Origin of the sequence: Streptomyces natalensis ATCC 27448 (assembly GCF_000935125.1) — a bacterium.
Classification (GTDB): Bacteria; Actinomycetota; Actinomycetes; order Streptomycetales; family Streptomycetaceae; genus Streptomyces; species Streptomyces natalensis.
The window spans coordinates 552,658-574,898 of sequence record NZ_JRKI01000029.1 but is presented as its reverse complement, the minus strand read 5'-3'; the positions used below and the strand labels follow the sequence as shown (position 1 = coordinate 574,898).

The following is a 22,241-nucleotide window of genomic DNA, read 5'->3' as shown; positions in this document are numbered from 1 at the left end:
GCCAGTCGTGGAGCGGCGCTGCGCGAACGGCTCAGGCCGTGGGCTCGTCGGCCGGGCGCGGCAGCCGGCGGCGTACCGTCCAGACCAGGGCGCCGAGCGCGAATCCGTACACGCTCACCAGCCCGTGGCCGTTCTCCTGGGCACACCACATCAGCAGGCCGAGCACCGGAACGGCCACCGCGAGGAGCCGCTGCTTGGCGACCTGGGTGCGGGTCAGGAGGGCCAGGGCCAGGGTGGCGCCGAGGAAGTACGTGGCGCCGGAACTGCCCGCGAAGTTCCGGGGGTCGGTGCTGGGGCCGCCGCCCAGGCCGAGCAGGGCGTCGATCCGCTCCGGCAGGAGGATGCCGGCGAGGAAGAAGAAGACCGTCAGCGGGCCGCCCCAGAACCACTGCGCGAGGGCGGCCACGCCGGCGAGGGTGGCGATGTTCCAGGCCGCGCCCCCGATGCCGCCGTTCTGCATGAAGACCGAGGTGAACACCCGCCACCAGCCGGTCTTGGCGGGATCGTCGTCGAGTGCGGCCATCGCGCCCGACCAGCACAGCTGGAGCACGACGCCGCCCACGGCAAGCGCGGTCAGACCGACCGCGGCCCACGGGACGGGGCGTCCACGCAGGGTGTCACGCCCGATCACCCCGAGCCCACAGTTGACCATCATCACCATCAGTGCGGCCGTGGTCGCGCTGAACAGCAGTCCCCCCATGTCCGCCCCCTTTCCCACGCTGTTCGAAGTCGATGCGGTGAGGCTAGCACGTATTTCGAACGGTGTTGGAAAAGTTTCAAACACCGTTCGAACTTCGTTGTATGGTGGCCGCATGAAGCTCACCAAGGAGCGGATCGTCGACGCCGGTATGGCCACGTTCGCCGAGGTCGGCTACCACGGCCTGTCCATGCGCCGGGTCGCCGAACGGCTCGGCGCGCATGCCGGCAGCCTCTACTACCACGTACGCGGCAAGGACGAACTGCTCGCGCTGATGGCCGACCGCGTCTGCCGGCAGGCGTACGACGCCGGTACCGCCGCCCTCGCCGGACTACCACCCGAGGCGACCTGGCACGACGCGATCGAAGCCCAGGCCGAGGCGCTGCGCCGCACCATCCAGCAGCACCCGGGCGGCGCGGTGCTGCTCGCGGACAGCCCCCGAACGCTGAGCTCCGGTGCGCTGTCCCTGATGGAGCGTCTGCTCCAGACCCTCCTCGACGCCGGTGTGCCCGCCGCGCACTGCGTCGTCGCGGCCGACACCCTGCTCAGTCACGTCACCGGATTCGTCCTCCAGGAACGCGGCAACTCCCCGGCACCGCCCGTCACCGCCGAGGTCCACGCCGACCTGCGGACGCGCTTTCCGCTGATCATCGAGCGGATGCCGCGGCCGAGCCGGGACGACATGTTCCAACGGAGCGTCCGGTTGCTGTGCGCGGGGTTCGCGACCCTCGTCGAGGAGTGAATTCGGCCGGGCTACGTGTCGGCGAACCGTCCCGGGAAGCCCCGCGTGCGCCACGACCGGCCGTCGGGCAGGACCGCGAAGCCTTCGTGGCCGTCGAGGTGTTCCAGCCAGTCTTCCGCCCGCTCGCCCATGGCGAAGGCCGCCGTGGCGTAGACGTCGGTCGGGGTCAATCGGCTGCCGACCACCGTGACGGAGGCGAGTCCCGCGGCCGGGGCTCCGGTGTGGGGGTCGAGGATGTGGGCGCCGCGTTCGGCGGTGCCCGAGGTGGCGACGGCCAGGTCGTTGCCGGTGACGACGGCGTACAGCTCGCCGGGGCGCAAGGGATGGGCGATGCCGATGCGCCACGGTGTGCCGGGCGCGGACTCGCCGCTGAGCTGGAGGTCGCCGCCGCCGTTCACACAGACGTGGTGCGCCCCCGCCTCGCGCAGCATCTGCCAGGCGCGTTCGATGGCCCATCCCTTCACCAGACCGGAGGGATCCAAAGCGCCGCCGGGCGTCGGACTGAACCATCCCTCGGTGGCGCGAGCGGCCCGTGCGCACCGGTCCAGGACCTCACGTACCTCGGAGGAGCAGGCGTCGAGCGCGATCTCGCCGCGCGCCAGGCGGCTGATGGTGCTGTCGCTGCGGTAGGTGGAGAAGACCTCGTCGACGTGGTGGAGCCAGGCGACGGCGTCGCTGAGGGCGGCGTCGATGGCGGCGGTGCGGGCGTCGTGGATGTCGAACGAGAACACCGTGCCCATCGCATGCTCGACACGGCGCAGACCGCGCCCGTCCTCAGACACCGGCCCGGTCCAGGGCGCTTTGCAGGGACCGGATGTAGCCCGCGCTCGTATAGCTGGCGCCGGACACCGCATCGATATGGGCGCTGTGCACGCTCAGCGCCTCCTGCGTCAGACGCGGTACGGCGTATCCGGCGATCTCCCGGTCCCGGCCGTTTCCGGACGGAGCCCGGAGCACCTTGACCGCGGTCAGCGTCCCCGCCTTGACGGTGGCCGCGACCTGCACGGTGCCGTAGGTGGTGCGGATCGGGGCGCCGGTGAACGTGCCGTCGGCCGGGTGGGCGCCCTTGTGCGGACGGCCGGTGGGCGTCGGGGCCGGCGCGACGCCCGGCTGCGCCGCGTCGCCGACCGGGCCCGCGGTGTGGTGCGGTTTGAGGGCGAGCAGCAGGACGATCAGGGTGCTGGTCGACGCTGCGGTCACAACGGCTCGGCGCACGCGGGGCTCCTCAGAACTCGAACGACTCGTGGTGGATCTGGCGTCGCGGCACGCCGGCGCCGCGCAGGGCACGCCGGGCGGCCTCGGCCATACCGGGCGGGCCGCACAGATACACCTCATGGGCGGCCAGGTCCGGGACCAGGCGGCTCAGGGCGCGGGCCGTCAACGGGGTGGAACGGGCGGCCGGTTCGCTGACGGAGTAGTGCACGGCCGCACCCCGGGCGGCGGCTATCGCATCGAGCTCGCCGCGCAGCGCGAGGTCCTCGGGGCGCCGCGCCCGGTACAGGAGCGTGACCTCGCCGGGGAGGGTTTCGAAGAGCGCGCGCAGCGGGGTGATGCCCACGCCGCCCGCCAGCAGCAGCACCTTTTCCGGGCTGCGGCGCTTCGCCGTGAAGGCACCGTACGGGCCCTCGGCCCACACCCGGGTTCCGGGCCGCAGCCGCGCCATCGCCGCGCTGTGCCCGCCGGCCGCCTTGACCGTGATGCGCAGCTCGTGGGGGAGCGGCGGCGCGGACAGCGAGTAGGGGATGGCGGTCCACCGCAGACCGGGCGCCAGGAAGCGCCAGCGGAAGAACTGGCCGGGCCGGGCGCCCAGTTCGGTCAGCCGCTCGCCGGTGAGATGGACCGACACCACACCCGGCGCCTCCGGGCGGACGTCGGCGACGCGGAGCCGGTGGCGCCGGGCCCGGCATACGGGAACCACGAAGCGGTACCAGAGGATCAGCGCCGCCACCGTCCCGTACAGGGCGTACCAGGCGAGTTGGGCGGGCCGCCGGCCCACGAAGTCGGCGCCGTTGGAGAGTTGGTGCCCGAAGGTGAGGAAGACCGCCAGATAGGTGGCGAAGTGGAGGTAGTGCCAGGTCTCGTAGCTCATCCGGCGGCGGGCGGCCCGTGCCGAGACGATGCCGGTGGCGACCAGCAGCAGAAAGCCCGCGGTCGCCTTGAGCATGTCCGGATAGTCCAGGACGAGCGTGGTGGTCTCGTCGACCACGCCGCTGTGGGAGGTGAGCGTGTACCCCCAGATGATCAGCAGGGTGTGGGCGAGCACCAGGGAGAGCGTGTAGCGGCCGCCGTGCGCATGCCAGCGCGCCAGACGGTCGGTGCCGAGGCTGTGGTCCAGCAGCGGGATCCGGGCCATGAGCGCGACCAGCACCGCACAGGCGTAGCCGGCGAGCAGACCGGTGATCCGGCCGGCGCCGGTCAGCCAGTCCGCCGGACCCACCACCGACGTCGTACCCGTCCACCACAGGGCGAGCACACCGGCGGCGCCCGCCCAGACGGCACCCAGGGCGAGCAGCGGCGCCGGGTGCGGCGGCCGGCGCGGCGCGGTACGGCGGGCGGCACCGCGGCGGGCGGGCGAGAGGGTGCTCATGGCGCGAGCGTCGCAGCGCAACCTCTCAAGAACCTCTGAGCGGATCGCTGAGAGGCGATTCACAGGAAATTCAGAGCCGCCCCGGCCCCCGTACGCCGTCCCGCGAGGGATGCTGGAGCGACCATGCACAGCCACCGCACCCCCGCCCACCTGCGCAGCGCCGACGGTTCACCGGTACGCGTCCTGGTCGTCGACGACGAGCCGGACCTCACCGAAGTGCTCTGCGGCGCCCTGTCGAGCGAGGGCTGGGAGGTCCGCAGCGCTGCCGACGGCGCCGGGGCGCTCGCCCTCGCGCGTACCTTCCGCCCGCACGCCGTCGTCCTGGACTGGATGCTGCCCGACCTGGACGGCCTGCGGGTGCTGCACCTGCTGCGCCAGGAGCTGGAGACGGTCTGTGTCCTCTTCCTGACCGCCCGTGACTCCGTCGAGGACCGGATCGCGGGGATCACCGCCGGGGGCGACGACTACGTGACCAAGCCGTTCAGCCTGGAAGAGGTGCTGGCGCGGCTGCGCGGACTGCTGCGCCGGGCCGGTATGGGCCGCGAGCCGGACGGGGACCGGCTGGTCGTCGGCGACCTGGTGATGGACGAGGACGCCCGGGAGGTGATCCGCGGCGATGAGCTCGTCGAGCTGTCGCGGACCGAATTCGAGCTGCTGAGGTTCCTGATGCGCAATCCGCGGCGGGTGCTGTCCAAGGCGCAGATCCTCGACCGGGTCTGGTCCTACGACTTCGGTGGCCGCTCCCATGTCGTCGAGCTCTACATCAGCTATCTCCGCAAGAAGATCGACGCCGGACGGACACCGATGATCCATACCGTCCGCGGGGTCGGATACGTCCTCAAACCGGAGTCGGCATGATCCGGGAACCTGGGTCCGGCATCGGCATGAAACCCGAGCCGGCAGGAAACCGGAATCGGCGGGAATCCGGAGTCGGCATGAAACCGGAGTCGGCATGATCCGGCCGCTGCCACGCACACTGCGCAGCCAGCTCACCGCGGGGCTGGTCGCGCTGCTGGCGCTCGTCTGCCTCGCCGTCGGGGTGACCACCGCCCTCGCCCTCCAGGGATTCCTGGTCCGCCGCGTGGACCAGCAACTCTCCGCCTCCGCCGGTCGGTTCGCGGCGAGTCTGGAGCACGAGAGGCGGCCCGATGCGGACAACCGGCCCGACACCCGGGGCCAGTCCGAGGGCACGTTCGGCGCCCGGCTGCTGCGCGGCACCCCCACCCAGGCGGCGGTGGTGCGTGCCGCGGCGGACACGAAGGTGCCGCTCACCGGCGGCGACCGCCGGGCGCTGGCCGCCCTCCCCGCCGACGGCACCGGCCACGGCATCCGGCTGTCCGCCCTCGGGCGCTACCGCGTCACCGCCGTGCCGGGCGACGACGGCGATGTCCTGATCACCGGCCTGCCGCTGCATCCGGTGGAGGAGACGGTGCACCGCCTGGAAGCGGTGGAGGCCGCGGTCTTCGGCGGCGCGCTCCTGGTCACCGGCGTCCTGGGCGCGCTGTGGGTACGGCTGTCGCTGCGCCCGCTGCGGCGGGTCACCACCACCGCCGCGAGCGTGGCCGAACTGCCGCTGGCCAGCGGCGAGGTGGCGATGCCGGCGCCGGTACCGGTGACCGATCCGCGCACCGAGGTCGGGCAGGTGGGCACCGCCCTCAACCGTATGCTCGGCCACGTCGGCAACGCCCTGGAGCGCCGCCATGCGAGCGAGGAGCGGCTACGGCACTTCGCCGCCGACGCCAGCCATGAACTGCGCACCCCGGTGGCCAACGTCCGCGGCCATGCGGAACTCGCCCTCCGGCACGAGGGGCCGGTGCCCGGCGAGGTCCGGCGCGCCCTGGAGCGTATCGGGGCCGAGTCGGAACGGATGAGCAGCCTGGTGAACGATCTGCTGCTGCTCGCCCGGCTCGACGCGGGCCGTGCCCTCGAACACCAGCCGGTGGATCTGACCCGCCTGGTGCTCGATGCGACGGACGATGCGCGGGCGGCCGGCCCCGATCACCGGTGGCTGCTGGATCTTCCCGAGACGGTGGTGACCGCTACCGGCGACGCGCACCGACTGCATCAGGTGATCGGAAACCTGCTGGTCAACGCCCGTACGCATACGCCCGCGGGGACGACTGTCAGCGTGGAACTGACCGCCGATGAGCGCGGCCCCCGGTTGACCGTCGAGGACAACGGCCCGGGAATCCCGGCCGGCATCCAGCCCGAGATCTTCGGCCGCTTCGTGCGCGCGGACCACAGCCGCTCCCGCGCCGCCGGCAGCACCGGCCTGGGACTCGCCATCGTGCAGGCCGTGGCCACCGCCCACGGCGGCACGGTCACCCTGACGAGCCGCCCCGGCCGCACCCGGTTCGTGGTGAGCCTTCCCGCGGAACCGCCCGGCCGACCGGGCGGCGCGGAATAGCCCGCGAACAATCAACAGGCATCCGATGAGGCGGAGTTGATAGAAAGGGGTATGGACGACACGATCCCCACCCCCGTCGACCGGATGCTCGCGGAACGCGCCTGTGAGCGGATCATCGTGGACTTCGTGCACCGGCTCGACCTCGGCGAACCGGGCTCCGTGGCGGAGCTGTTCACGCACGACGGCTACTGGCACTGGCCGCACGGCGAGCGCCGTATCGAGGGCCGGGAGGCCCTGCGCACCTACTTCGCCTCCCGCCCGGCGGACCGGCTCTCGCGCCGTCTGATGACGAACATCCTGGTCACGGTGGAGTCCGCGACGGCGGCCCGTGCCGTCTCCTATCTGACGACGTACCGGGTCGACGGCTACACCGGCGGAATGGTCGAGCCCCGCATCCCGACCAACGTCGGCCACTACGAGGACACCTTCCGCACGGTCGACGGCACCTGGCTCCTCGCCACCCGCACCGTCCACCTCCCCTTCGGCGCCGCCGGCGGCACGGAGCGACTCCCCGCCGCGCACGCGCCCCGCGCCTGACCGGAGCGCATGAGCCGGAGTGCATGGCAATGCCGGCGAAGGGAGCCCACCTCGTAGGTCCCTTTGCGTTTGCGCGCGCCCCGGCCGCGCCGGATGCCTCCGTGCGCCGCGGCGCGGGCGTTCCCTCCCGTTCGACGATCGCCGTATCGAAGGCCGCCGTCATCGCCCTGACGCGGACTCTCGGCGCGGAATGGGCATCGGCCGGGGTCCGGGTCAATGCGATCCTCCCGGGCTGGACCGCCACCGCGGAGACGGCGGCGGTCCGCGCAAACCACGACGTCTCCGCCGGTCTGATGCATGCCGTCCCGATGCACCGGTGGGGAACGCCCGAGCAGATCGCCGACTCCGCCGTCTACCTGGCCGGCGACGCCTCCGAGCTGGTCACCGGACGCTGCCTGACCATCGACGGTGGTCTCTCCGCCTACGTCGGCGGCCCCACCCTGCTCGATCTGCTCGCCCTCGGGCGCCTGGGCTGACCACCGCGCCTCTTGCGCTCCCACGGTCCTGACCGGCCATGATGGTACGTCGCGTAGCACCTGCCCGGCCGACCCTGGAGGTCACCGTCCATGGAGCGCCCCGAGGAACTGCCGTTGTCCGGTGTCACCGTCGTCAGTGTCGAGCAGGCGGTGGCGGCGCCCTTCGCCACCCGGCAGCTGGCCGATCTCGGGGCCAGGGTGATCAAGGTGGAGCGGCCGGGAGGCGGCGATTTCGCGCGCCGGTACGACACCACCGTGCACGGCCAGTCCAGTTACTTCGTGTGGCTCAACCGGTCGAAGGACTCGGTGACGCTGGACCTCAAAACGGACCGTGGGCGGCGGATCCTGGAACAACTGCTCTCGGAAGCCGACGTGTTCGTACACAACCTCGCTCCGGGTGCGATCGGCCGGCTCGGCCTGGACGCGCAGACCGTCGCCGAGCGGTTCCCGTCGCTGATCCCGTGCGCGATCTCCGGTTACGGGTCGAGCGGACCGTGGGCCGACCGTAAGGCGTACGACCTGCTCGTACAGTGCCAGACCGGCCTGGTCTCCCTGACCGGGAGCCCGCAGGAGACCGCCCGGGCGGGGGTGTCGGTCGCCGACATCGCCGCCGGGATGTATGCCTACTCGGGCATCCTCACCGCCCTGTTCGCCCGCGCGACCACCGGCATCGCCCGCGCCGTGGAGGTGTCCTTGTTCGAGGCGCTGGCCGAGTGGATGGGCCAGCCCGCCTACTACACCCGCTACGGGGGCAGCCAGCCCCCGCGGGTCGGCACCCAGCACGCCACGATCGCCCCCTACGGCGCCTATACCGCGGCCGACGGCAAGGACGTGCTCTTCTCCGTCCAGAACGAACGCGAATGGGCCGCCCTGTGCGAGCAGTTCCTGCGGCGCCCCGACCTCGTCGACGATCCGCGGTTCGCCACCGGCTCCGCCCGGGTGGCCCACCGCGAGGAGCTGAACGCGATCGTGACCGGGCGGTTCGGCGAATGCGACAGCGGCGAGGTGATGACGCTGCTCGACAAGGCGGGCATCGCCAACGCCGGAGTCAACGACGTCGAGGAATTCCTCGCGCACCCCGTCCTGAGCGCCCGCGGCCGTTGGCGGGACGTACGAATTCCCGGGGGCGCCACGGTATCGGCGCTGCTGCCGCCCGTGGACCTCTTCGGCACCACGGTACGGATGGGGGACATCCCCGCCGTCGGCCAGCACACCGAGGCGATCCTCGCCGAACTCGGCTACGGCACGGCGGAGATCGACGCGCTGCGGGCCGACCACGTCATCTGAACCTCCGCGCCGGTACCGCCCCGTAGTTCGGCCGCCCTCCTCCCGCAAGGAGCGAACACACCACATGAGCACCCTCGACATCCTGTCCGAGGACGAACGGTGCATCGTCGGCACGGTGCGCGACTTCGTCGACAAGAGCGTCAAGCCGGTCGCCAGGGAACTCGACCACACCAACACCTACCCCGAGGCCCTGATCGAGCAGATGAAGCGGCTCGGCGTCTTCGGCCTCGCCATCCCGGAGGAGTACGGCGGCACCCCCGTCTCCACCCCCTGCTATGTGCTGATCTCCGAGGAGCTCGCCCGAGGGTGGATGAGCCTGGCCGGCGCGATGGGCGGCCACACCGTGGTCGCCAAACTGCTGCTGCACTTCGGCACCGAGGAGCAAAAGCGCCGGTATCTGCCGAAGATGGCGACCGGCGAGGTACGGGCGACCATGGCCCTGACCGAACCGGGCGGCGGCTCCGACCTCCAGGCCCTGCGCACTGTCGCCCGTAAGCACACCGTCGGCTACGAGATCGACGGCGCGAAAACGTGGATCACCAATGCGCGCCGCTCCGGGCTGATCGCGCTGCTGTGCAAGACCGACCCGGACGCGGCCCCCGCGCACCGGGGCATCTCCCTCCTCCTTGTCGAGCACGGACCCGGCCTCACCGTCTCCCGCGACCTCCCCAAACTCGGCTACAAGGGCGTGGAGAGCTGCGAGTTGTCCTTCGACGGCTACCGCGCTCCGGCCGACGCCGTACTGGGGGGCGTCGAGGGCAAGGGCTTCGCGCAGATGATGAAGGGGCTGGAGACGGGCCGGATCCAGGTGGCCGCCCGTGCGCTGGGCGTGGGCCGGGCCGCGCTGGAGGACGCCCTTGCCTATGCGCAGCAGCGCGAAGCGTTCGGCAAGCCGATCTGGAAACACCAGTCGATCGGCAACCACCTCGCCGACATGGCCACCGCGCTCACCGCCGCGCGCCAGCTCACCCTGTACGCGGCCAGGGAAGCCGACGCGGGGCGCCGGGTCGATATGGAGGCGGGGATGGCGAAGCTGTTCGCCTCCGAGACGGCCTTGCAGATCGCCGTCAACGCCGTCCGTATCCATGGTGGGTACGGCTATTCCACCGAGTTCGATGTGGAGCGCTACTTCCGCGACGCACCGCTGATGATCGTCGGAGAGGGGACCAACGAGATCCAGCGCAACGTGATCACCCGCCAGCTCATCGAGCGTGGCGGCCTCGATGCCTGACCCGGACGCCGGCGGGTCCCGCTAGCCGCACGCGGACAGGCGCCCCGTACTCGCCGTGCTCCCCGTACTTCCCGTACTTCCCGTACTTCCCGTACTTCCCGTCCCCCCGGTGGTCCCCGAAACCAGGAACCGCGCCGCCGCCCGCTGCACGCACTCCACCCCGCCCGTGGTCGCGATATGCGTGCGCCCCGTGAAGGTCACCAGCTTCGCGTCGAGGCGGCGGGCCACCGCCCGGGCGCCCGCGATTCCCGTACGGGGGTCCTGGGTGCCGTTGATGACCAGCGGGCGCGGCCCGGCAGCGGGTGTCGTGATCTTGCCGAGCGGTCTGCCCCTGCTCGGCCACCGTCGTGCACTGACGGCCCGGCTGCCCCGGCAGCGGGCAGCCCTTCCAAACGAGGCCCTGCTGGGAACGGTGGGGTGAGGGGCGGCCGGGGGAGGCCGAGGAGCCCGCGGGGCCGCCGCACCCCGTGCCGAGCAGCAGCGCAGTGACGCCGCACAGGGCGGACAGGACGGACAGGACGGACTGCGGGGACGGGGTTTTGCCGGGGCGCAGTGTCATTCGCCCATATCTATCCGATTTGCCCCGCCGAGGTGGCTCTCTCGGTGCCCGGCGTCGTCTGTGAGCATCGCTTCACACGGTGGGCGGCACCAAGTGTCCGCGGCACCAAGGGGTGTTGGGTGCCGCGGTCGCCGAACCGGGTCTTCTGTGGAAGATTTATTCCTCTTTGCGAAAGTTCAAGTTTGCGTCAAGGAAAGACGCGCCGAAGGTCGCTTGGGGTAATCGGTCGATCGCCTTCCGCTGTGTAAGGCGCGGATAAAGCCCACCCCCCTGCATGCGTTCAGGGAAATGTCCACAATGGCGAGCCGAAATCCAAGCAAGGATTTCTCCAAAGAATATAACTATTCAGCCGAGGCCCCTTTGCAGGTCCGTGCATGCTCCCTAGCCTGATGCAAATTTCCAGCCAGTCCCTGTCTTGAAAGGGCTCCAATGGCAAACGTTGACGAAATCTCTGCACCGAGGGCAGGCGAACCCGGCTCCCTCGGAAAGGGTGGCTCCCTCCGCAGGGATGTGGGACTGATCGGTCTGATGTGGGCGTCGGTCGGCTCCATCATCGGATCCGGCTGGCTCTACGGCGCCCAGAAGGCCGTGGTCGTGGCGGGACCCGCCGCGGTCATCTCCTGGGGCATCGGCGCAGTTGCGATCATTCTCCTTGCGCTGGTGCATGCCGAGCTCGGTGGCCTCTTCCCGGTCGCCGGCGGTACGGCGCGGTACCCGCACTACGCCTTCGGCGGCCTGGCGGGCATGTCGTTCGGCTGGTTCTCCTGGCTCCAGGCGGCGACCGTCGCCCCGATCGAGGTCGAGGCCATGATCGGCTATGCCGGTCACTGGAAGTGGGCCCAGGGATTCCTGAATGCGAACGGGACGCTCACGGCGAGCGGTCTCGTCGTCGCCGTCCTCCTGATGGCGGTCTTCGTCGCCGTGAACTTCCTCGGCGTGAAGGTGCTGGCGCACACCAACAGTGCGGCGACGTGGTGGAAGATCGCCGTACCCCTCGGGGCGATCTTCGTCATCGCGGCGACCAACTTCCACCCGCACAACTTCACCTCGCACGGCTTCGCCCCGTTCGGCGCCAAGGGCGTGCTCAGCGCGATCAGCACCAGCGGCATCATCTTCGCGCTGCTCGGCTTCGAGCAGGCCATCCAGCTCGCGGGCGAGAGCCGCAACCCCAAGCGTGACCTGCCGCGCGCAACGATCGGGTCGGTCGCGATCGGCGCGGTCATCTACATCGCGCTCCAGGTGGTCTACATCGGCGCCCTGCCGCTGGCCTCCTTCGCACACGGCTGGGCCAAGCTGAACTACGTCGGCATCAGCGGCCCGTGGGCCGGTCTGGCCACCCTGATCGGCCTGGGCTGGCTCGGCTGGGTCCTGTACGCGGACGCGATCATCTCTCCCGGTGGCACCGGCCTGATCTACACCACGTCCACCTCGCGTATCTCCTACGGCCTGAGCAAGAACGGCTACGCCCCCCGGGCGTTCGAGAAGACCGACAAGCGCGGTGTGCCGTGGTTCGGCCTGATCATCTCGTTCGTGACCGGCGTGATCTGCTTCCTGCCCTTCCCGAGCTGGCAGGAGCTGGTCTCCTTCATCACCTCGGCGAGCGTCCTGATGTACGCCGGTGCGCCGCTGGCCTTCGGTGTGTTCCGTGACCGGCTGCCGAACCACGAGCGCCCGTACCGCCTGCCCGGCGGCAACGTGATCTCGCCGATAGCCTTCGTCGTCGCGAGCCTGATCATCTACTGGGCCGGCTGGGACACCCTCCAGCGGCTCGGCTGGGCGATCATCATGGGCTACGTACTGCTCGGCAGCTACGCCGTGTACGCGACGAAGAAGCGGCTGCCGAACGCGCCGCGACTGGACTGGAAGGCCGCGCAGTGGCTTCCGGTGTACCTGATCGGCATGGGCGTCATCTCCTGGCAGGGCGGCTTCGGCGGCCAGAGCCACATCCCGATGTGGTGGGACATGGCGCTCGTCTCGGCGTTCGCCGTGGGGATCTACTACTGGGCCCGCGCCACCGCCGTCTCCGGCGAGGCCATCGAGCAGAACATCGAGGAGGTCGCGGTCGTGGACGAGGGCGGTCACTGACCTCGTACCCGACCTGACAAGCCGTGGGACCGCCGGACATCCGGCGGTCCCACGGCTTGCTGGTGTCCGGGCCACCGGGCGCCGCGCTCCTCGGCCGTGTCCGCCGGTTCAGCGGACTTTTACAGCGGGGGTTGTACCCGGCTCGGCAGGAGGGAACGGGTCGGTCGGACGGCCGGGTAGGCCGGCCGTCCGAGCACCACCAGGAGGCGGCACCATATGGGCCACGGCGGGGACGTCATTGCGGAGCTGCTCGTCGACCACCGCGAGGTCGACGCACTCTTTGAACAGTTCGACGACGCGGCTCCCGGCAGCACGGACCGCAAGCGGCTGATCGATGCCCTGACCATCGAGCTGGTACGGCACTCGGTCGCCGAAGAGCAGCACCTCTACCCGGCGGTGCGCGAGCACCTTGAGGACGGCGATGCGCTGGCGGACAAGGAGATCGCCGACCACGGCCGCGTCGAACGGCTTCTGAAGGACCTGGAGGGCCGCGAACCGGACGACGCCGACTTCGACCGCCTGGTGCGCGAGCTGCGCACCGAGGTCCTCGCGCACGTGGACGACGAGGAGAACCACCTCTTCGAGCAGCTGCGTACGGGTGTCCACCCCTTTGTCCTGGAGAGCCTGGGTAAGAAGGTCCGCGAGGCGAAGAAGACCGCCCCCACCCGGCCCCATCCGGCGGCCCCGAGCACGCCGCCGGCCAACAAGCTCCTGGCGCCCGGCCTCGGCCTGGTCGACCGGGCCCGGGACTACGTCACGGGCCGCGGGCAGTAGCTCGCCCCCTCCGGCGGCGCGCGCCTGGTGGGGGCGATCCGGCCCGAGTGACCGGCTGGCCTGGCAGGGTGGAGGTATGTGCGGTCGCTACGTCTCCACCCGCCGTCCGCAAGACCTTGTGGACCTGTTCGACGTCATGCGCTGGGATCCCGGCCAGGCGCTGGACCCGAGCTGGAATGTGGCCCCGACCGACACCGTGTGGTCGGTGCTGGAACGCGTCGAGCGGGACACCGGCGAGATCACCCGGCAGCTGCGGCCGTTGCGCTGGGGGCTGGTGCCGTCGTGGGCGAAGAGCCTGAACGTGGGCGCGAAAATGATCAACGCGAGGGTGGAGACCGTGGCCGAGAAGCCGGCCTACCGCCGGGCCTTCGCCAAGCGCCGTTGCCTGCTGCCCGCGGACGGCTTCTACGAGTGGCAGCCCGTAGCGGCGACCAAGACGACCAAGGCCCGCAAGCAGCCGTATTTCATCAGCCCCGAAGACGGTCAGGTCATGGCGCTCGCCGGGCTGTACGAGTTCTGGCGCGACCCGGCGGTGGCCGAGGACGACGACCCGGCGGCGTGGTGGACGACCTGCACCATCATCACGACCGAGGCCGTCGATGCCGCCGGACACGTCCACCCCCGCATGCCGCTGGCCATCGCGCCCGCCGACTGGAGCGCCTGGCTCGACCCGGCCCACCAGGACAGCGGCGAACTCCGCGCCCTGCTGGCGACCCCCGCCGCCGGCCATCTCGACGCCCGCGCCGTGTCCAGCGCGGTCAACAGCGTCCGCAACAACGGCCCGCACCTTTTGGACGATGCCGGTGCGGGCCGCTGACGGCGGGTGACGGCGGGTGACGCGCTCGGCCGACGGTTCTACCGGGCCGTTTCCGTCCACGTGACCGGCAGTTCGTGGACGCCGTAGAGATTCATGTCGGTCTTGAGTTTCACCTCGTCGGCGGGGATGGCGAGTTCGAGGGTCGGGAAGCGACGCAGCAGTCCGTCGAAACCGGCGCGCATCTCTATGCGGGCCAGTTGCTGGCCGAGGCATTGGTGGATGCCGTGGCCGAAGGACAGGTGACCGCGGGCCTTGCGGTGGAGGTCCAGGGTGTCGGGGTTCTCGAAGCGCTCGGGGTCGCGGTTGGCGGCCAGCAGCGAGATCAGGACGGTGGATCCCTTGCCGATGGTTTCGCCGCCGAGTTCGATGTCCTCCGTGGCGTAGCGGTAGAAGATGTCGCCGACCGCCAGGTAGCGCATGAGTTCCTCGACGGCACCGGGCATCAGATCCGGGTTGGCGCGCAGCTCGGCCAGCTGCTCGGGGTGCTCCAGGAGCGCGAAGGTGCCCAGCCCCAGCATGTTGGCCGTGGTCTCGTGGCCCGCGAGCAGCAGCAGGAAGGCGATACCGGTCAGCTCTTCGATGGTGAGGTCCTCATCGCGGGCCAGGTCGGACAGGATGTCCTCGCCGGGTGTGGCGCGTTTGCCCGTGACCAGTTCGGCGAGGAACGCGCTCATTGCGCCGTACGCGGCCATCTTCTCGTCGAGCGTCACGTCCTTGGCCATGAACTTGACCGTGTTGACCTGGAAGTTGTCCCGGTCCTCGTAGGGGACACCGAGCAGTTCGCAGATCACCAGCGAGGGCACCGGCAGCGCGAACTCCTTGACCAGGTCGACCGGCGGGGTGAGCCGCGCCATCTCGTCCAGTTGCCGCTCGGCGATGTCGCTGATGCGCTCTTCGAGCTGCTTCATGCGTTTGACGGTGAAGGCGCCGGTGAGCTTGCGCCGCAGCCGGGTGTGGTCCGGCGGGTCCATGGCGACGAACAAACCCGGCACCTGCGGGGACGGTTCGGTCATGACGGGCATGCCGGGGGTCTCGTACGGCAGGTGGAGCACGCCGATGTCCTGGCGGGAGCTGAACCGGGTGTCGGCCAGGAGCTGGCGGACCGCGTCGTAGCCGGTGACGAGCCAGCCCTCGTGGCCATCGGGGAAGACCAGGGGACTGACCGGGCGGGCCTCGCGCAGCCGGGTGATCTCGCGGGGCGGGTCGAAGGGGCCCGCATTGCGCTCCATGGGAAGGCCGTGCGGGACGGGAACCGTGTTACTCATCGGACTGCCTTTCGTGGCGGTAACTGCGGCCGGACGGCGGCCGTCGACTGCGGACCGCCCTGATGCGTTGTGGGCATGAGTGATGTGGGCGCGAGTGATGTGGGCATGACAGAAGAACTCATGGGCTCACCCGTTCCGAGATGAAGTAGTCGAGGGATGGGGTGAGTTGAGGATGACGTGAGTTGAGGATGGTGTGGGGTGCGCGGGGGTGTTCAGGGCTTGGCGCGGAGGATGTCGATGTTGCCGTACCGGGTACGGGCGCGGACCTCGACGGTGTCCTCGGCCTTCTCCGGGGACTCGGACTCGGTGAGCGCGTTGCGCACCTGCCCGGAGCGCGAGCTGGCGTCGAGCCAGGCGGCCGTGCCCTCGCGGATGCCGACCTCGATGGCGCCGTAGGAGGTCTCCAACTGGACGGTGCCGCGGGCCACTTCGGCCACGCGCACGGTGCCGTGGGCGGTGGTGGCGGTGACCGAGTTCTCGGCGCGCCGGATGTCGATGTCGCCGTTGGCGTTGCTCACCCGCAGCTCGCCGGTCGCGGCACCGATGGTCGTGGTGCCGTGCGAGTTCTTCAGAACGGCGGGGCCGTCGACGAGGCCGACGCGCAGGCTGCCGGTGCTGGTGGTGATCTCGGCCCTGCCCTCGACGCGGTCCACGGTGATCGAGCCGTGCGATGCGGTCAGATCCAGCGGCCCGGTCGTGTCCAGGCGTACATCGCCCGCGGAGGTCTTCACACGGGCCTCGCCGAGCCGGCCCTCGCCGAGCACCTGGGCCCAGGAGCCGGTCATATCGATGCGGGAGCCCGTGGGCAGTTCGACCGTCACATCGACGGTGCCCGGGCGGCGAAGCGAATTGCGCAGCTTGGGGGTCCTGACGGTCAGGACGCCGCTTGCGTACGTGACTTCGGTCTGCTCGGCCGACCGCACATCGCGGTCCAGCTTCGGGTCGCGGGGCCGCACCTCGACGACCGTGTCGAGGCGCTCGCCCGCGGTGAACTGGATGGAACCGGCCTCCACATGCACGGTTGCCGAGATCGGTTCGGGAGTGTCGAAAGAAGGCATAGCTGTCCCGTCCTCTTGGGTCTCATCGTCGTCCCCGCTGGTGGGGACGTGGTGTGGGTGAAGTGGAGCGGGCGCGGGCGCGGCTAGCGCACCCAGCCCTTGAAGTTCTGTCCGACGGCGTGGCTCTTCTCCGTCGTACGCGGCCGCGCGCCGCCGTCGACCGCGGCCGACACGGCGCGCACCAGCCACGCGTTGAGCGACAGGCCCTCGCGGTTCGCGGCCTCCTCGGCGCGCGCCTTGAGGTGGGCCGGCAGTCGCAGATTGACGCGGGCGGTGCCACCCTCGTCGCCCTCCGAGGAGAGCGGCGCCGCGAGCGGTTCGGCGGGTCCGGCCGTCGCTTCCGGGTGGCCGCTGTCACTGGGCGGCAGCGTCACCACGAAGTCGGGGTCCAGCCCGCGCAGCCGTACGTCGACCGAGCCGGGGGCGAGCTCGCGGGTGATCTCGTCCATCGCGGCGGAGAGCACATTGAGCATGGTCAGACGGGTCGCCGACTCCAGAGGAGTGGTGAGCCGCTCGGCCAGTTCGCGAGCATCTTCCCCGCCGGCTTCGGCGGCCACCGCGAGCTCGCGACGCAGGGTGTCGACATACGGAGTGAGGTCCATGACGTCATGATGGCACCGAAGTGGCGCCATGCGCAAGTCCCGGTGGTGTCTCACGTGGTGCAGACGTGAGATGGCGGCCCTGAGCTGGTGAAAGGCGAGGAGGGCGACCAGTGGCGCCATGTGATGCCATACGGTGCCGCGTGATGCCGAGTGATGTCGCGTGATGCCATGTGGCGCCATGCGGTGTCGCGCGAGGGCGGCCTGTCGCGCCTCGCAGGCTCGGCCTCGCCCCCCCGAGCGGCTCGCAGCGGTGGACCGCGGCGATCCTCTCCGCGCGGCGCACGGGCTTGGTCGTACGCTGCGGGCATGCCCCCTACGCAGCCCCAGCATCAGCCCCTGACCCCCGGCGAAGCCTACGAGTTGCTGCTGGCCGGCAATCGGCGATTCGTCGCGGGCACGCCGGAGCACCCGAACCAGGACGCCGCGCGTCGCACCGAGATCGCACCGTCCCAGAGCCCGTTCGCCGTGCTGTTCGGATGCTCCGATTCCCGGCTCGCCGCCGAGATCATCTTTGATCGCGGTCTGGGGGACCTGTTCGTGGTGCGCACCGCGGGCCACGTCGTGGGGACGGAGGTGCTGGGCAGCATCGAGTACGGGGTCAGCCTGCTGGACTGCCCGCTGCTGGTGGTCCTGGGCCACGACTCGTGCGGTGCGGTCGCGGCCGCATGCGCCGCGATGGAGGAGGGCGTGGCCCCGACCGGTTACGTCCGGGACGTGGTCGAGCGGGTGACGCCCAGCGTGCTCGCGGCCCGGGCTGCTGGATTCCTCAAGGCCGACGAGATCCTGGCCGAGCACATACGGCACACCGTGGACCTCCTGCTGGACCGCTCCCGGGTCCTCGCCGAACGCGTCGCCGCCGGGCGGGCCGCCGTGGTGGGGCTGTGTTACCGCCTGGCCGACGGCAGCGCACGCCCGGTCGCGGTCCGGGGACTCGACGTCCCGGTCGGCCTCGCCTCGTGACCGCTCAACCGGGTGCGGATCCGTCTCAGGACCTGCCGCGCCCGGTGACGTAGTCTCGCGCCCGGTCGACGAGGCCGAGCCCCGGTGCCAGGAGTTTGTTGGCCGGAGGAGTGGTCGGCGCGGCCGGGTGGGGGCGGGTCGGCGCGGCCTTTTTGGCCATCCGGACCTTGTCGCCGAGCTTGGCCAGTTCCTCCGGTGAGCAGGCCCGGCGCAGCTGTGGGAAGAGGTGGTTCTCCTCGTCCTCCACGTGGCTGGTGACCGCCTCTTTCACGGCCATGAACAACTGGTCGAGCTGCGGATCGTCGGCGGCGCACCCTTCGAGCCGCTTGAGCAGCTTTTCCACCGCCGAGTGATCGCCGATCTCCTTGTCGGCCAGGGCGGCACCCTGCGGCAGGCGCTCGCGCACCGTCGGGTAGAGGTACTGCTCCTCGGCGACCGAGTGCCGCACCAGATCGATCGTGAGGTGGTCGATCAGGCGCTTGCGGTCCTGGTGGCCGCTGGGCAGCATCGTGATCTGCCGGAACACCTCCTCGGCCTCGCGGTGGTCCGAGGTCAGCTCCTCGATGATGTCGCCGCCGTGCGCCATGGTGCCTCCTGAAGTGGCGAATCCCTGAAGTGGTGCGTTGGGGCGCCCGCGAGCGGTGCGGCGGGCGCGCGCATCCAGCGATTCCCGTGTCCCGAGGCGGCTAACGGACGGGGCGGGCCGAGGGCCCGGTTGGCGCGGCGGTTTCACCCGATCCGTACGCAGAGGAGTGATCTGCGTCATTTCGGGCGAACCGGCTTACGTCTAGGCTTCCGGGCGTCCGCGCTCCACGGGGCGGTCTGGAGCAGCTTGATCGGCCCCGTAAGGCCCCCTTCCACCGCAGCCAGCATGCGCCAGCGAAAGGACGCCGTGCCTTGTCTGCCGACATCTCCTCGGTCATAGCCTCGACCACGCAGTGGCTCCTGCGCTCCTACCCCGTAACGGGTGGCGCCTTCGACGCGGCACGGGCCCAGGCCCAGGCCCGGCAGGCGGCCACCGTCGCCGCATGGCTGCGGTATCCCACGGCAGCCGACGCGGGACTGGTCGCCCTCGTCGGTCCGGGCGGCTCCGGACGGCTGGACTGGCTCACCGGGGCCGATGCGGCCGCCTGCGGGGAGGACGGAGACGCCGGGGGAGCGGAGGAGGCGTGGCGCAGCTGGGTCGACGAGGTCGTGGCGAGCTGGGCCGCCTGTCTGCTCACCGCGCCCGATCTGGCCGATGCCGCGGTGGCCGCGCTCACCGCGTGCGAGCACGCCGCGGGACTGCCGCTCGACTTCGGCCGGCTGACCCGGCCCGATGACCACGACCGCCGGGCAGCGGCGCTACTGAGACATCCGGATCTCCTCGCCCCCGTCGCCGATCTGCACCGCGCCACGCTCGTACGCCAGCTGCGGCGAGTTCCCGTCGACAGCGACTGACCGGCTCGGCCGCACGCGATCCCTCCGCCCTCAACAGCCAGTGAGGGCAAGGGAGTTGACCTACCGGTCGCCCTGAGTATCCTGTGGGTGCGGCGGGCGCACGGCCGACGCCATGCGGCTGCACCGGGGCCGCAGTCAGCGGCCGAGGGCGTTGCGGAGTTCCTGTTTGTTCATATGGGAACGGCCCTCGATGTTCTTCTTCTTGGCTTCCTCGTACAGCTGGTCCCTGGTCGGGCCCTGGGCCCCGCTGTGGGAGCGTTCGCCGCCCCGTTGCGAGGCGGACTTCGGGTCCCGCACGGAGACCCTGCTCGCGGTCCTCGACTCGCCGGAGCGTGCGCGTTCCTTGTTCACGGTCCGGGCGGCGATCTCCTTGGCGCGCTTGGTGGACTCGCCTCGTTCTTCGGCGCTTTCCTTGATGTGCTCGTACTGACGCTCACGCTTCTTGCTCGACCCCGCGGGCATGACGGCTCCTGATTTCGTGGCTTCGTGACCGGTCGGCGCGTTTCTGGCGTCACCGGGCGGCGTGACCGCCGTCTTCTCTCCAGTTCGCCTCCGATTGCAGCGGCACGCGAGACGAACGCGCCGATCGTGCGGGGGAGCGGCGGCGGCCCGGCGGCCTGCCTCAACAACCCGCTGCCCGATGAGCTGTTCGGTCGCCGCTCGTTGTTCACCTTCGGGTAACCCCCGGTCAGCCGGGCGGCGTACAACGCCGGCCTGCCATGCGTTACCGTCCGCAGTCGAGTCCTCGTTCGACAGGAGTACCTTTTATGCGCAACAAGCGTCGTTGGCTGGCAGCAGGTGCCGTTCTCGCGGTGGCGGGAGGCGGCATCGCGACGGCCCAGACGGCCACCGCGGGTCCGGCCCCGCGCAACTGCCCTACCCTGCATGTCTCCAAGGGCTGGTACGGCGCCAACCATGCCGCGTTGCAGAAGATGATCGACGAGCGCGGCAGCTGTTCCGGATCCGGTGGCGCCAAGCCCGTCGCGACCTTCGACTGGGACAACACCGTCGTCAAGAACGACGTCTCCGACGCCACGCTGGCGTGGATGCTCCGGCACGACAAGGTGCTCCAGCCCACCAGCTGGAAAGCCACCAACAAGTGGCTCACCGACGACGCCGCACGCGCGCTGACCAAGGCCTGCGGCACGTCCGTACGCCCCGGCCGCCCGCTGCCGACGTCGACGGACACCGGCTGCACCGATGAGATCCTCGACATCTACCAGGACGAGAAGACCTCCGACGGCAAGACGGCGTTCGCGGGGGAGTGGAACCACCGTCGCACGGTGCCCTCGTACGTCTGGATCACCCAGCTCTTCGGCGGCCGCACCCCGGCACAGCTGACCGGGATCGCCCGTAAGGCGCGCGCGGAGAACCTCGCCGCGCCGGTCGGTACGGAGCAGAAGGTCGGCACGCACACCATGGAGGGGTACGTCCGCTACTACGACCAGCAGCGCGACCTCATCCACACGCTCCAGAAGGCCGGCTTCGACGTCTACATCGTCTCCGCGTCCTCGGAACCGGTCGTACGGGCCTGGGCGCCCGGTGTGGGCATCGACCGCGACCACATCGTCGGCATCCGCAACACCCTCCGCCACGGCCGCCTCACCTACGGCGTCCAGGGCTGCGGCGACGTCAAGGACACCCACGGCGAGGTCCTGACGTACATGGACGGCAAGCGCTGCTGGATCAACCAGGCGATCTACGGCGTCAAGGGCGCCAAGGCATGGAAGCAGCAGGACCCGGCGCACCGCCCGGCCCTCGCCGCGGGCGACGCCGAAACCGATGTCACCTTCGTCGGTGACGCCACCGGCGTCCACCTGGCGATCAACCGCAACAAGACCGAACTCATGTGCCGCGCCTACGACAACGGCGACGGCCGCTGGCTCATCAACCCCATGTTCATCGAGCCGAAGAAGCGCCAGGCCGCGCCGTACCCCTGCGCGACCAAGGGCTATGTCCACCCGGACGGCACGCTCGGGCCGATCCACCGCCCCGACGGTTCGGTGATACCGGACCAGCAGGACCGCATCCACGGCTGACCGGAGCCGCGGGCCGCACCGTCCCCGTCATCGACGTGGGCGGTGCGGCCCTTTCGGTGCCCGGCGCGCGGCACGTGACGCCGTCGTACGCGGCGGCAGTAGGAGAAAGGGAGACAGGGTGGGAAACGGAGGCAATGTGGCGTCGATACGGTGGCCGGCCTTATGCCTGGGTGCCACGGGGGTGCTCATGGCCCAGGCTCAGCCGGCGGTCGCGAGTGCCGTCACCCCCGCGACCGCCAACATCAGGATTACTGAGGGGCAGGTCGGCGAGATCGGGCCCGGTGGGACGCTCACCTACCCGAGTGTGACCAGTTGTCTGACGGTGACCGTCCGACTTCGGGGCGGTGTAAAAGTGGGAGCGCACGCCAGCTTGTTTCAGGTGCCGGGGGAGTATCGGTCGGATCGGATCCTCGCTGCCGTCAAGCAGCGGATCGCGCTGCGAGGGGTACGCGCGGTGGAGGTCAGGGGCGCCGTCGGTGCCTGGGATCCGAGCTATTTCCGCAAGGCGATCGAAAGCTACGGGGAGGGCGAGCAGGTTCCCCTACCCGCTGGGCCCGACCCGGACGGCGTGGCCGGGGTCGTGGCCGACGAACTCGCCGTGCCGCGGGGGAAGGTGACGGTCGAGGATCTGCCCGACGGCGACCAGACGGTGGGCTGAGCGCGGCCGAGCGGAGCCGA

At 70.6% G+C, this 22,241-nt stretch carries 24 protein-coding genes; 14 read left to right on the top strand and 10 right to left on the bottom strand.

What is annotated here, in order from left to right; all coding sequences use genetic code 11:
* Window positions 1-31: 31 nt before the first annotated feature.
* The gene (locus SNA_RS22035) at window positions 32-700 is read right to left on the bottom strand and encodes a hypothetical protein (protein WP_051877208.1); all 669 of its coding nucleotides are present in this window, start codon (window positions 698-700) and stop codon (window positions 32-34) included.
* 112 nt (window positions 701-812) lie between these two features.
* On the opposite strand from SNA_RS22035, the gene SNA_RS22030 reads away from it, so the two are divergent.
* Window positions 813-1,439 carry a TetR/AcrR family transcriptional regulator gene (locus SNA_RS22030; protein WP_030065143.1) on the top strand — a complete coding sequence of 209 codons (627 nt, stop codon included), beginning with the start codon at window positions 813-815 and terminating at the stop codon, window positions 1,437-1,439.
* 11 nt (window positions 1,440-1,450) lie between these two features.
* On the opposite strand, the gene SNA_RS22025 is transcribed toward SNA_RS22030, so the two are convergent.
* Genes SNA_RS22025 through SNA_RS22015 form a run of 3 tightly spaced genes read right to left on the bottom strand, consistent with a single transcriptional unit; the run spans window position 1,451 to window position 4,026 of the window.
* Window positions 1,451-2,221, bottom strand: a complete 771-nt coding sequence (locus SNA_RS22025) for an FAD:protein FMN transferase (protein ID WP_030065146.1) — start codon at window positions 2,219-2,221, stop codon at window positions 1,451-1,453.
* The gene (locus tag SNA_RS22020; protein ID WP_030065148.1) at window positions 2,214-2,654 is read right to left on the bottom strand and encodes an FMN-binding protein; all 441 of its coding nucleotides are present in this window, start codon (window positions 2,652-2,654) and stop codon (window positions 2,214-2,216) included. Before SNA_RS22020 ends, SNA_RS22025 begins: the two co-directional genes overlap by 8 nt.
* 10 nt (window positions 2,655-2,664) lie before the next feature.
* On the bottom strand, window positions 2,665-4,026 hold the full coding sequence (locus tag SNA_RS22015) for a ferredoxin reductase family protein (protein WP_030065150.1): 1,362 nt from the start codon (window positions 4,024-4,026) through the stop codon (window positions 2,665-2,667).
* A gap of 123 nt (window positions 4,027-4,149) precedes the next feature.
* Here SNA_RS22015 and SNA_RS22010 point away from each other — a divergent pair, with 123 nt between their 5' ends.
* The 6 genes from SNA_RS22010 to SNA_RS21985 all read left to right on the top strand — a co-directional run bounded on the left by SNA_RS22010 (window position 4,150) and on the right by SNA_RS21985 (window position 9,964).
* Window positions 4,150-4,884: a response regulator transcription factor gene (locus tag SNA_RS22010; RefSeq protein WP_030065152.1), complete on the top strand. Its 735-nt coding sequence runs from the start codon at window positions 4,150-4,152 to the stop codon at window positions 4,882-4,884.
* Between the two features lie 94 nt (window positions 4,885-4,978).
* Complete coding sequence (locus tag SNA_RS22005) at window positions 4,979-6,433, top strand: sensor histidine kinase (RefSeq protein WP_044366310.1); 1,455 nt, start codon at window positions 4,979-4,981, stop codon at window positions 6,431-6,433.
* Between the two features lie 51 nt (window positions 6,434-6,484).
* The gene (locus SNA_RS22000; protein WP_030065160.1) at window positions 6,485-6,970 is read left to right on the top strand and encodes a nuclear transport factor 2 family protein; all 486 of its coding nucleotides are present in this window, start codon (window positions 6,485-6,487) and stop codon (window positions 6,968-6,970) included.
* Between the two features lie 101 nt (window positions 6,971-7,071).
* Complete coding sequence (locus SNA_RS21995; protein WP_241779778.1) at window positions 7,072-7,446, top strand: SDR family NAD(P)-dependent oxidoreductase; 375 nt, start codon at window positions 7,072-7,074, stop codon at window positions 7,444-7,446.
* 90 nt (window positions 7,447-7,536) lie between these two features.
* On the top strand, window positions 7,537-8,733 hold the full coding sequence (locus tag SNA_RS21990; RefSeq protein WP_030065169.1) for a CaiB/BaiF CoA transferase family protein: 1,197 nt from the start codon (window positions 7,537-7,539) through the stop codon (window positions 8,731-8,733).
* 64 nt (window positions 8,734-8,797) lie between these two features.
* Window positions 8,798-9,964: an acyl-CoA dehydrogenase family protein gene (locus SNA_RS21985; protein WP_030065171.1), complete on the top strand. Its 1,167-nt coding sequence runs from the start codon at window positions 8,798-8,800 to the stop codon at window positions 9,962-9,964.
* A 21-nt stretch (window positions 9,965-9,985) separates the two neighbouring features.
* Here the strand turns inward: SNA_RS21985 and SNA_RS45290 are convergent, their stop codons facing one another.
* Window positions 9,986-10,450, bottom strand: coding sequence for an alpha/beta hydrolase (locus SNA_RS45290; RefSeq protein ID WP_078970090.1), 465 nt, complete (start codon window positions 10,448-10,450; stop codon window positions 9,986-9,988).
* A gap of 502 nt (window positions 10,451-10,952) precedes the next feature.
* Here SNA_RS45290 and SNA_RS21980 point away from each other — a divergent pair.
* The 3 genes from SNA_RS21980 to SNA_RS21970 all read left to right on the top strand — a co-directional run bounded on the left by SNA_RS21980 (window position 10,953) and on the right by SNA_RS21970 (window position 14,199).
* Window positions 10,953-12,608 (top strand): APC family permease, encoded by a 1,656-nt coding sequence (locus SNA_RS21980; protein ID WP_044366308.1) that lies wholly within the window; start codon window positions 10,953-10,955, stop codon window positions 12,606-12,608.
* Window positions 12,609-12,824: 216 nt separating this feature from the next.
* On the top strand, window positions 12,825-13,382 hold the full coding sequence (locus tag SNA_RS21975) for a hemerythrin domain-containing protein (RefSeq protein WP_030065178.1): 558 nt from the start codon (window positions 12,825-12,827) through the stop codon (window positions 13,380-13,382).
* A 76-nt stretch (window positions 13,383-13,458) separates the two neighbouring features.
* On the top strand, window positions 13,459-14,199 hold the full coding sequence (locus SNA_RS21970; protein WP_044366307.1) for an SOS response-associated peptidase: 741 nt from the start codon (window positions 13,459-13,461) through the stop codon (window positions 14,197-14,199).
* 38 nt (window positions 14,200-14,237) lie between these two features.
* On the opposite strand, the gene SNA_RS21965 is transcribed toward SNA_RS21970, so the two are convergent.
* The 3 genes from SNA_RS21965 to SNA_RS21955 all read right to left on the bottom strand — a co-directional run bounded on the left by SNA_RS21965 (window position 14,238) and on the right by SNA_RS21955 (window position 17,124).
* Window positions 14,238-15,464, bottom strand: a complete 1,227-nt coding sequence (locus SNA_RS21965; protein WP_030065181.1) for a cytochrome P450 — start codon at window positions 15,462-15,464, stop codon at window positions 14,238-14,240.
* 212 nt (window positions 15,465-15,676) lie between these two features.
* Window positions 15,677-16,522 (bottom strand): DUF4097 family beta strand repeat-containing protein, encoded by an 846-nt coding sequence (locus SNA_RS21960; RefSeq protein ID WP_030065183.1) that lies wholly within the window; start codon window positions 16,520-16,522, stop codon window positions 15,677-15,679.
* A gap of 83 nt (window positions 16,523-16,605) precedes the next feature.
* Entirely contained in the window at window positions 16,606-17,124 is a 519-nt protein-coding gene (locus tag SNA_RS21955; RefSeq protein WP_044366305.1) for a YlcI/YnfO family protein, read from the bottom strand.
* A gap of 306 nt (window positions 17,125-17,430) precedes the next feature.
* Between SNA_RS21955 and SNA_RS21950 the strand changes: the two genes are divergently transcribed.
* A complete protein-coding gene (locus SNA_RS21950; protein ID WP_030065185.1) occupies window positions 17,431-18,084 on the top strand; it encodes a carbonic anhydrase in 654 nt (217 codons plus the stop codon).
* Between the two features lie 25 nt (window positions 18,085-18,109).
* Here SNA_RS21950 and SNA_RS21945 read toward each other — a convergent pair whose 3' ends face one another.
* Entirely contained in the window at window positions 18,110-18,670 is a 561-nt protein-coding gene (locus tag SNA_RS21945) for a hemerythrin domain-containing protein (protein ID WP_030065186.1), read from the bottom strand.
* A 311-nt stretch (window positions 18,671-18,981) separates the two neighbouring features.
* Here SNA_RS21945 and SNA_RS21940 point away from each other — a divergent pair, with 311 nt between their 5' ends.
* Window positions 18,982-19,524, top strand: a complete 543-nt coding sequence (locus SNA_RS21940; protein WP_044366303.1) for a hypothetical protein — start codon at window positions 18,982-18,984, stop codon at window positions 19,522-19,524.
* Between the two features lie 135 nt (window positions 19,525-19,659).
* On the opposite strand, the gene SNA_RS21935 is transcribed toward SNA_RS21940, so the two are convergent.
* Window positions 19,660-19,986 carry a hypothetical protein gene (locus SNA_RS21935; RefSeq protein ID WP_030065189.1) on the bottom strand — a complete coding sequence of 109 codons (327 nt, stop codon included), beginning with the start codon at window positions 19,984-19,986 and terminating at the stop codon, window positions 19,660-19,662.
* A gap of 305 nt (window positions 19,987-20,291) precedes the next feature.
* Between SNA_RS21935 and SNA_RS21930 the strand changes: the two genes are divergently transcribed.
* Together SNA_RS21930 and SNA_RS21925 are read left to right on the top strand one after the other, a co-directional pair.
* On the top strand, window positions 20,292-21,563 hold the full coding sequence (locus SNA_RS21930) for an HAD family hydrolase (protein WP_030065191.1): 1,272 nt from the start codon (window positions 20,292-20,294) through the stop codon (window positions 21,561-21,563).
* A gap of 187 nt (window positions 21,564-21,750) precedes the next feature.
* Complete coding sequence (locus SNA_RS21925; RefSeq protein WP_241779777.1) at window positions 21,751-22,221, top strand: hypothetical protein; 471 nt, start codon at window positions 21,751-21,753, stop codon at window positions 22,219-22,221.
* Window positions 22,222-22,241 lie beyond the last annotated feature (20 nt).

Bases quoted from the DNA above. Each gene is read 5' to 3' on its own strand.
- SNA_RS22035 (WP_051877208.1), bottom strand. From the start codon at position 700: ATGGGGGGACTGCTGTTCAGCGCGACCACGGCCGCACTGATGGTGATG.
- SNA_RS22030 (WP_030065143.1), top strand. From the start codon at position 813: ATGAAGCTCACCAAGGAGCGGATCGTCGACGCCGGTATGGCCACGTTC.
- SNA_RS22015 (WP_030065150.1), bottom strand. From the start codon at position 4,026: ATGAGCACCCTCTCGCCCGCCCGCCGCGGTGCCGCCCGCCGTACCGCG.
- SNA_RS22010 (WP_030065152.1), top strand. From the start codon at position 4,150: ATGCACAGCCACCGCACCCCCGCCCACCTGCGCAGCGCCGACGGTTCA.
- SNA_RS22005 (WP_044366310.1), top strand. From the start codon at position 4,979: ATGATCCGGCCGCTGCCACGCACACTGCGCAGCCAGCTCACCGCGGGG.
- SNA_RS22000 (WP_030065160.1), top strand. From the start codon at position 6,485: ATGGACGACACGATCCCCACCCCCGTCGACCGGATGCTCGCGGAACGC.
- SNA_RS21990 (WP_030065169.1), top strand. From the start codon at position 7,537: ATGGAGCGCCCCGAGGAACTGCCGTTGTCCGGTGTCACCGTCGTCAGT.
- SNA_RS21985 (WP_030065171.1), top strand. From the start codon at position 8,798: ATGAGCACCCTCGACATCCTGTCCGAGGACGAACGGTGCATCGTCGGC.
- SNA_RS21980 (WP_044366308.1), top strand. From the start codon at position 10,953: ATGGCAAACGTTGACGAAATCTCTGCACCGAGGGCAGGCGAACCCGGC.
- SNA_RS21975 (WP_030065178.1), top strand. From the start codon at position 12,825: ATGGGCCACGGCGGGGACGTCATTGCGGAGCTGCTCGTCGACCACCGC.
- SNA_RS21970 (WP_044366307.1), top strand. From the start codon at position 13,459: ATGTGCGGTCGCTACGTCTCCACCCGCCGTCCGCAAGACCTTGTGGAC.
- SNA_RS21965 (WP_030065181.1), bottom strand. From the start codon at position 15,464: ATGAGTAACACGGTTCCCGTCCCGCACGGCCTTCCCATGGAGCGCAAT.
- SNA_RS21960 (WP_030065183.1), bottom strand. From the start codon at position 16,522: ATGCCTTCTTTCGACACTCCCGAACCGATCTCGGCAACCGTGCATGTG.
- SNA_RS21955 (WP_044366305.1), bottom strand. From the start codon at position 17,124: ATGGACCTCACTCCGTATGTCGACACCCTGCGTCGCGAGCTCGCGGTG.
- SNA_RS21950 (WP_030065185.1), top strand. From the start codon at position 17,431: ATGCCCCCTACGCAGCCCCAGCATCAGCCCCTGACCCCCGGCGAAGCC.
- SNA_RS21945 (WP_030065186.1), bottom strand. From the start codon at position 18,670: ATGGCGCACGGCGGCGACATCATCGAGGAGCTGACCTCGGACCACCGC.
- SNA_RS21935 (WP_030065189.1), bottom strand. From the start codon at position 19,986: ATGCCCGCGGGGTCGAGCAAGAAGCGTGAGCGTCAGTACGAGCACATC.
- SNA_RS21930 (WP_030065191.1), top strand. From the start codon at position 20,292: ATGCGCAACAAGCGTCGTTGGCTGGCAGCAGGTGCCGTTCTCGCGGTG.
- SNA_RS21925 (WP_241779777.1), top strand. From the start codon at position 21,751: ATGGCCCAGGCTCAGCCGGCGGTCGCGAGTGCCGTCACCCCCGCGACC.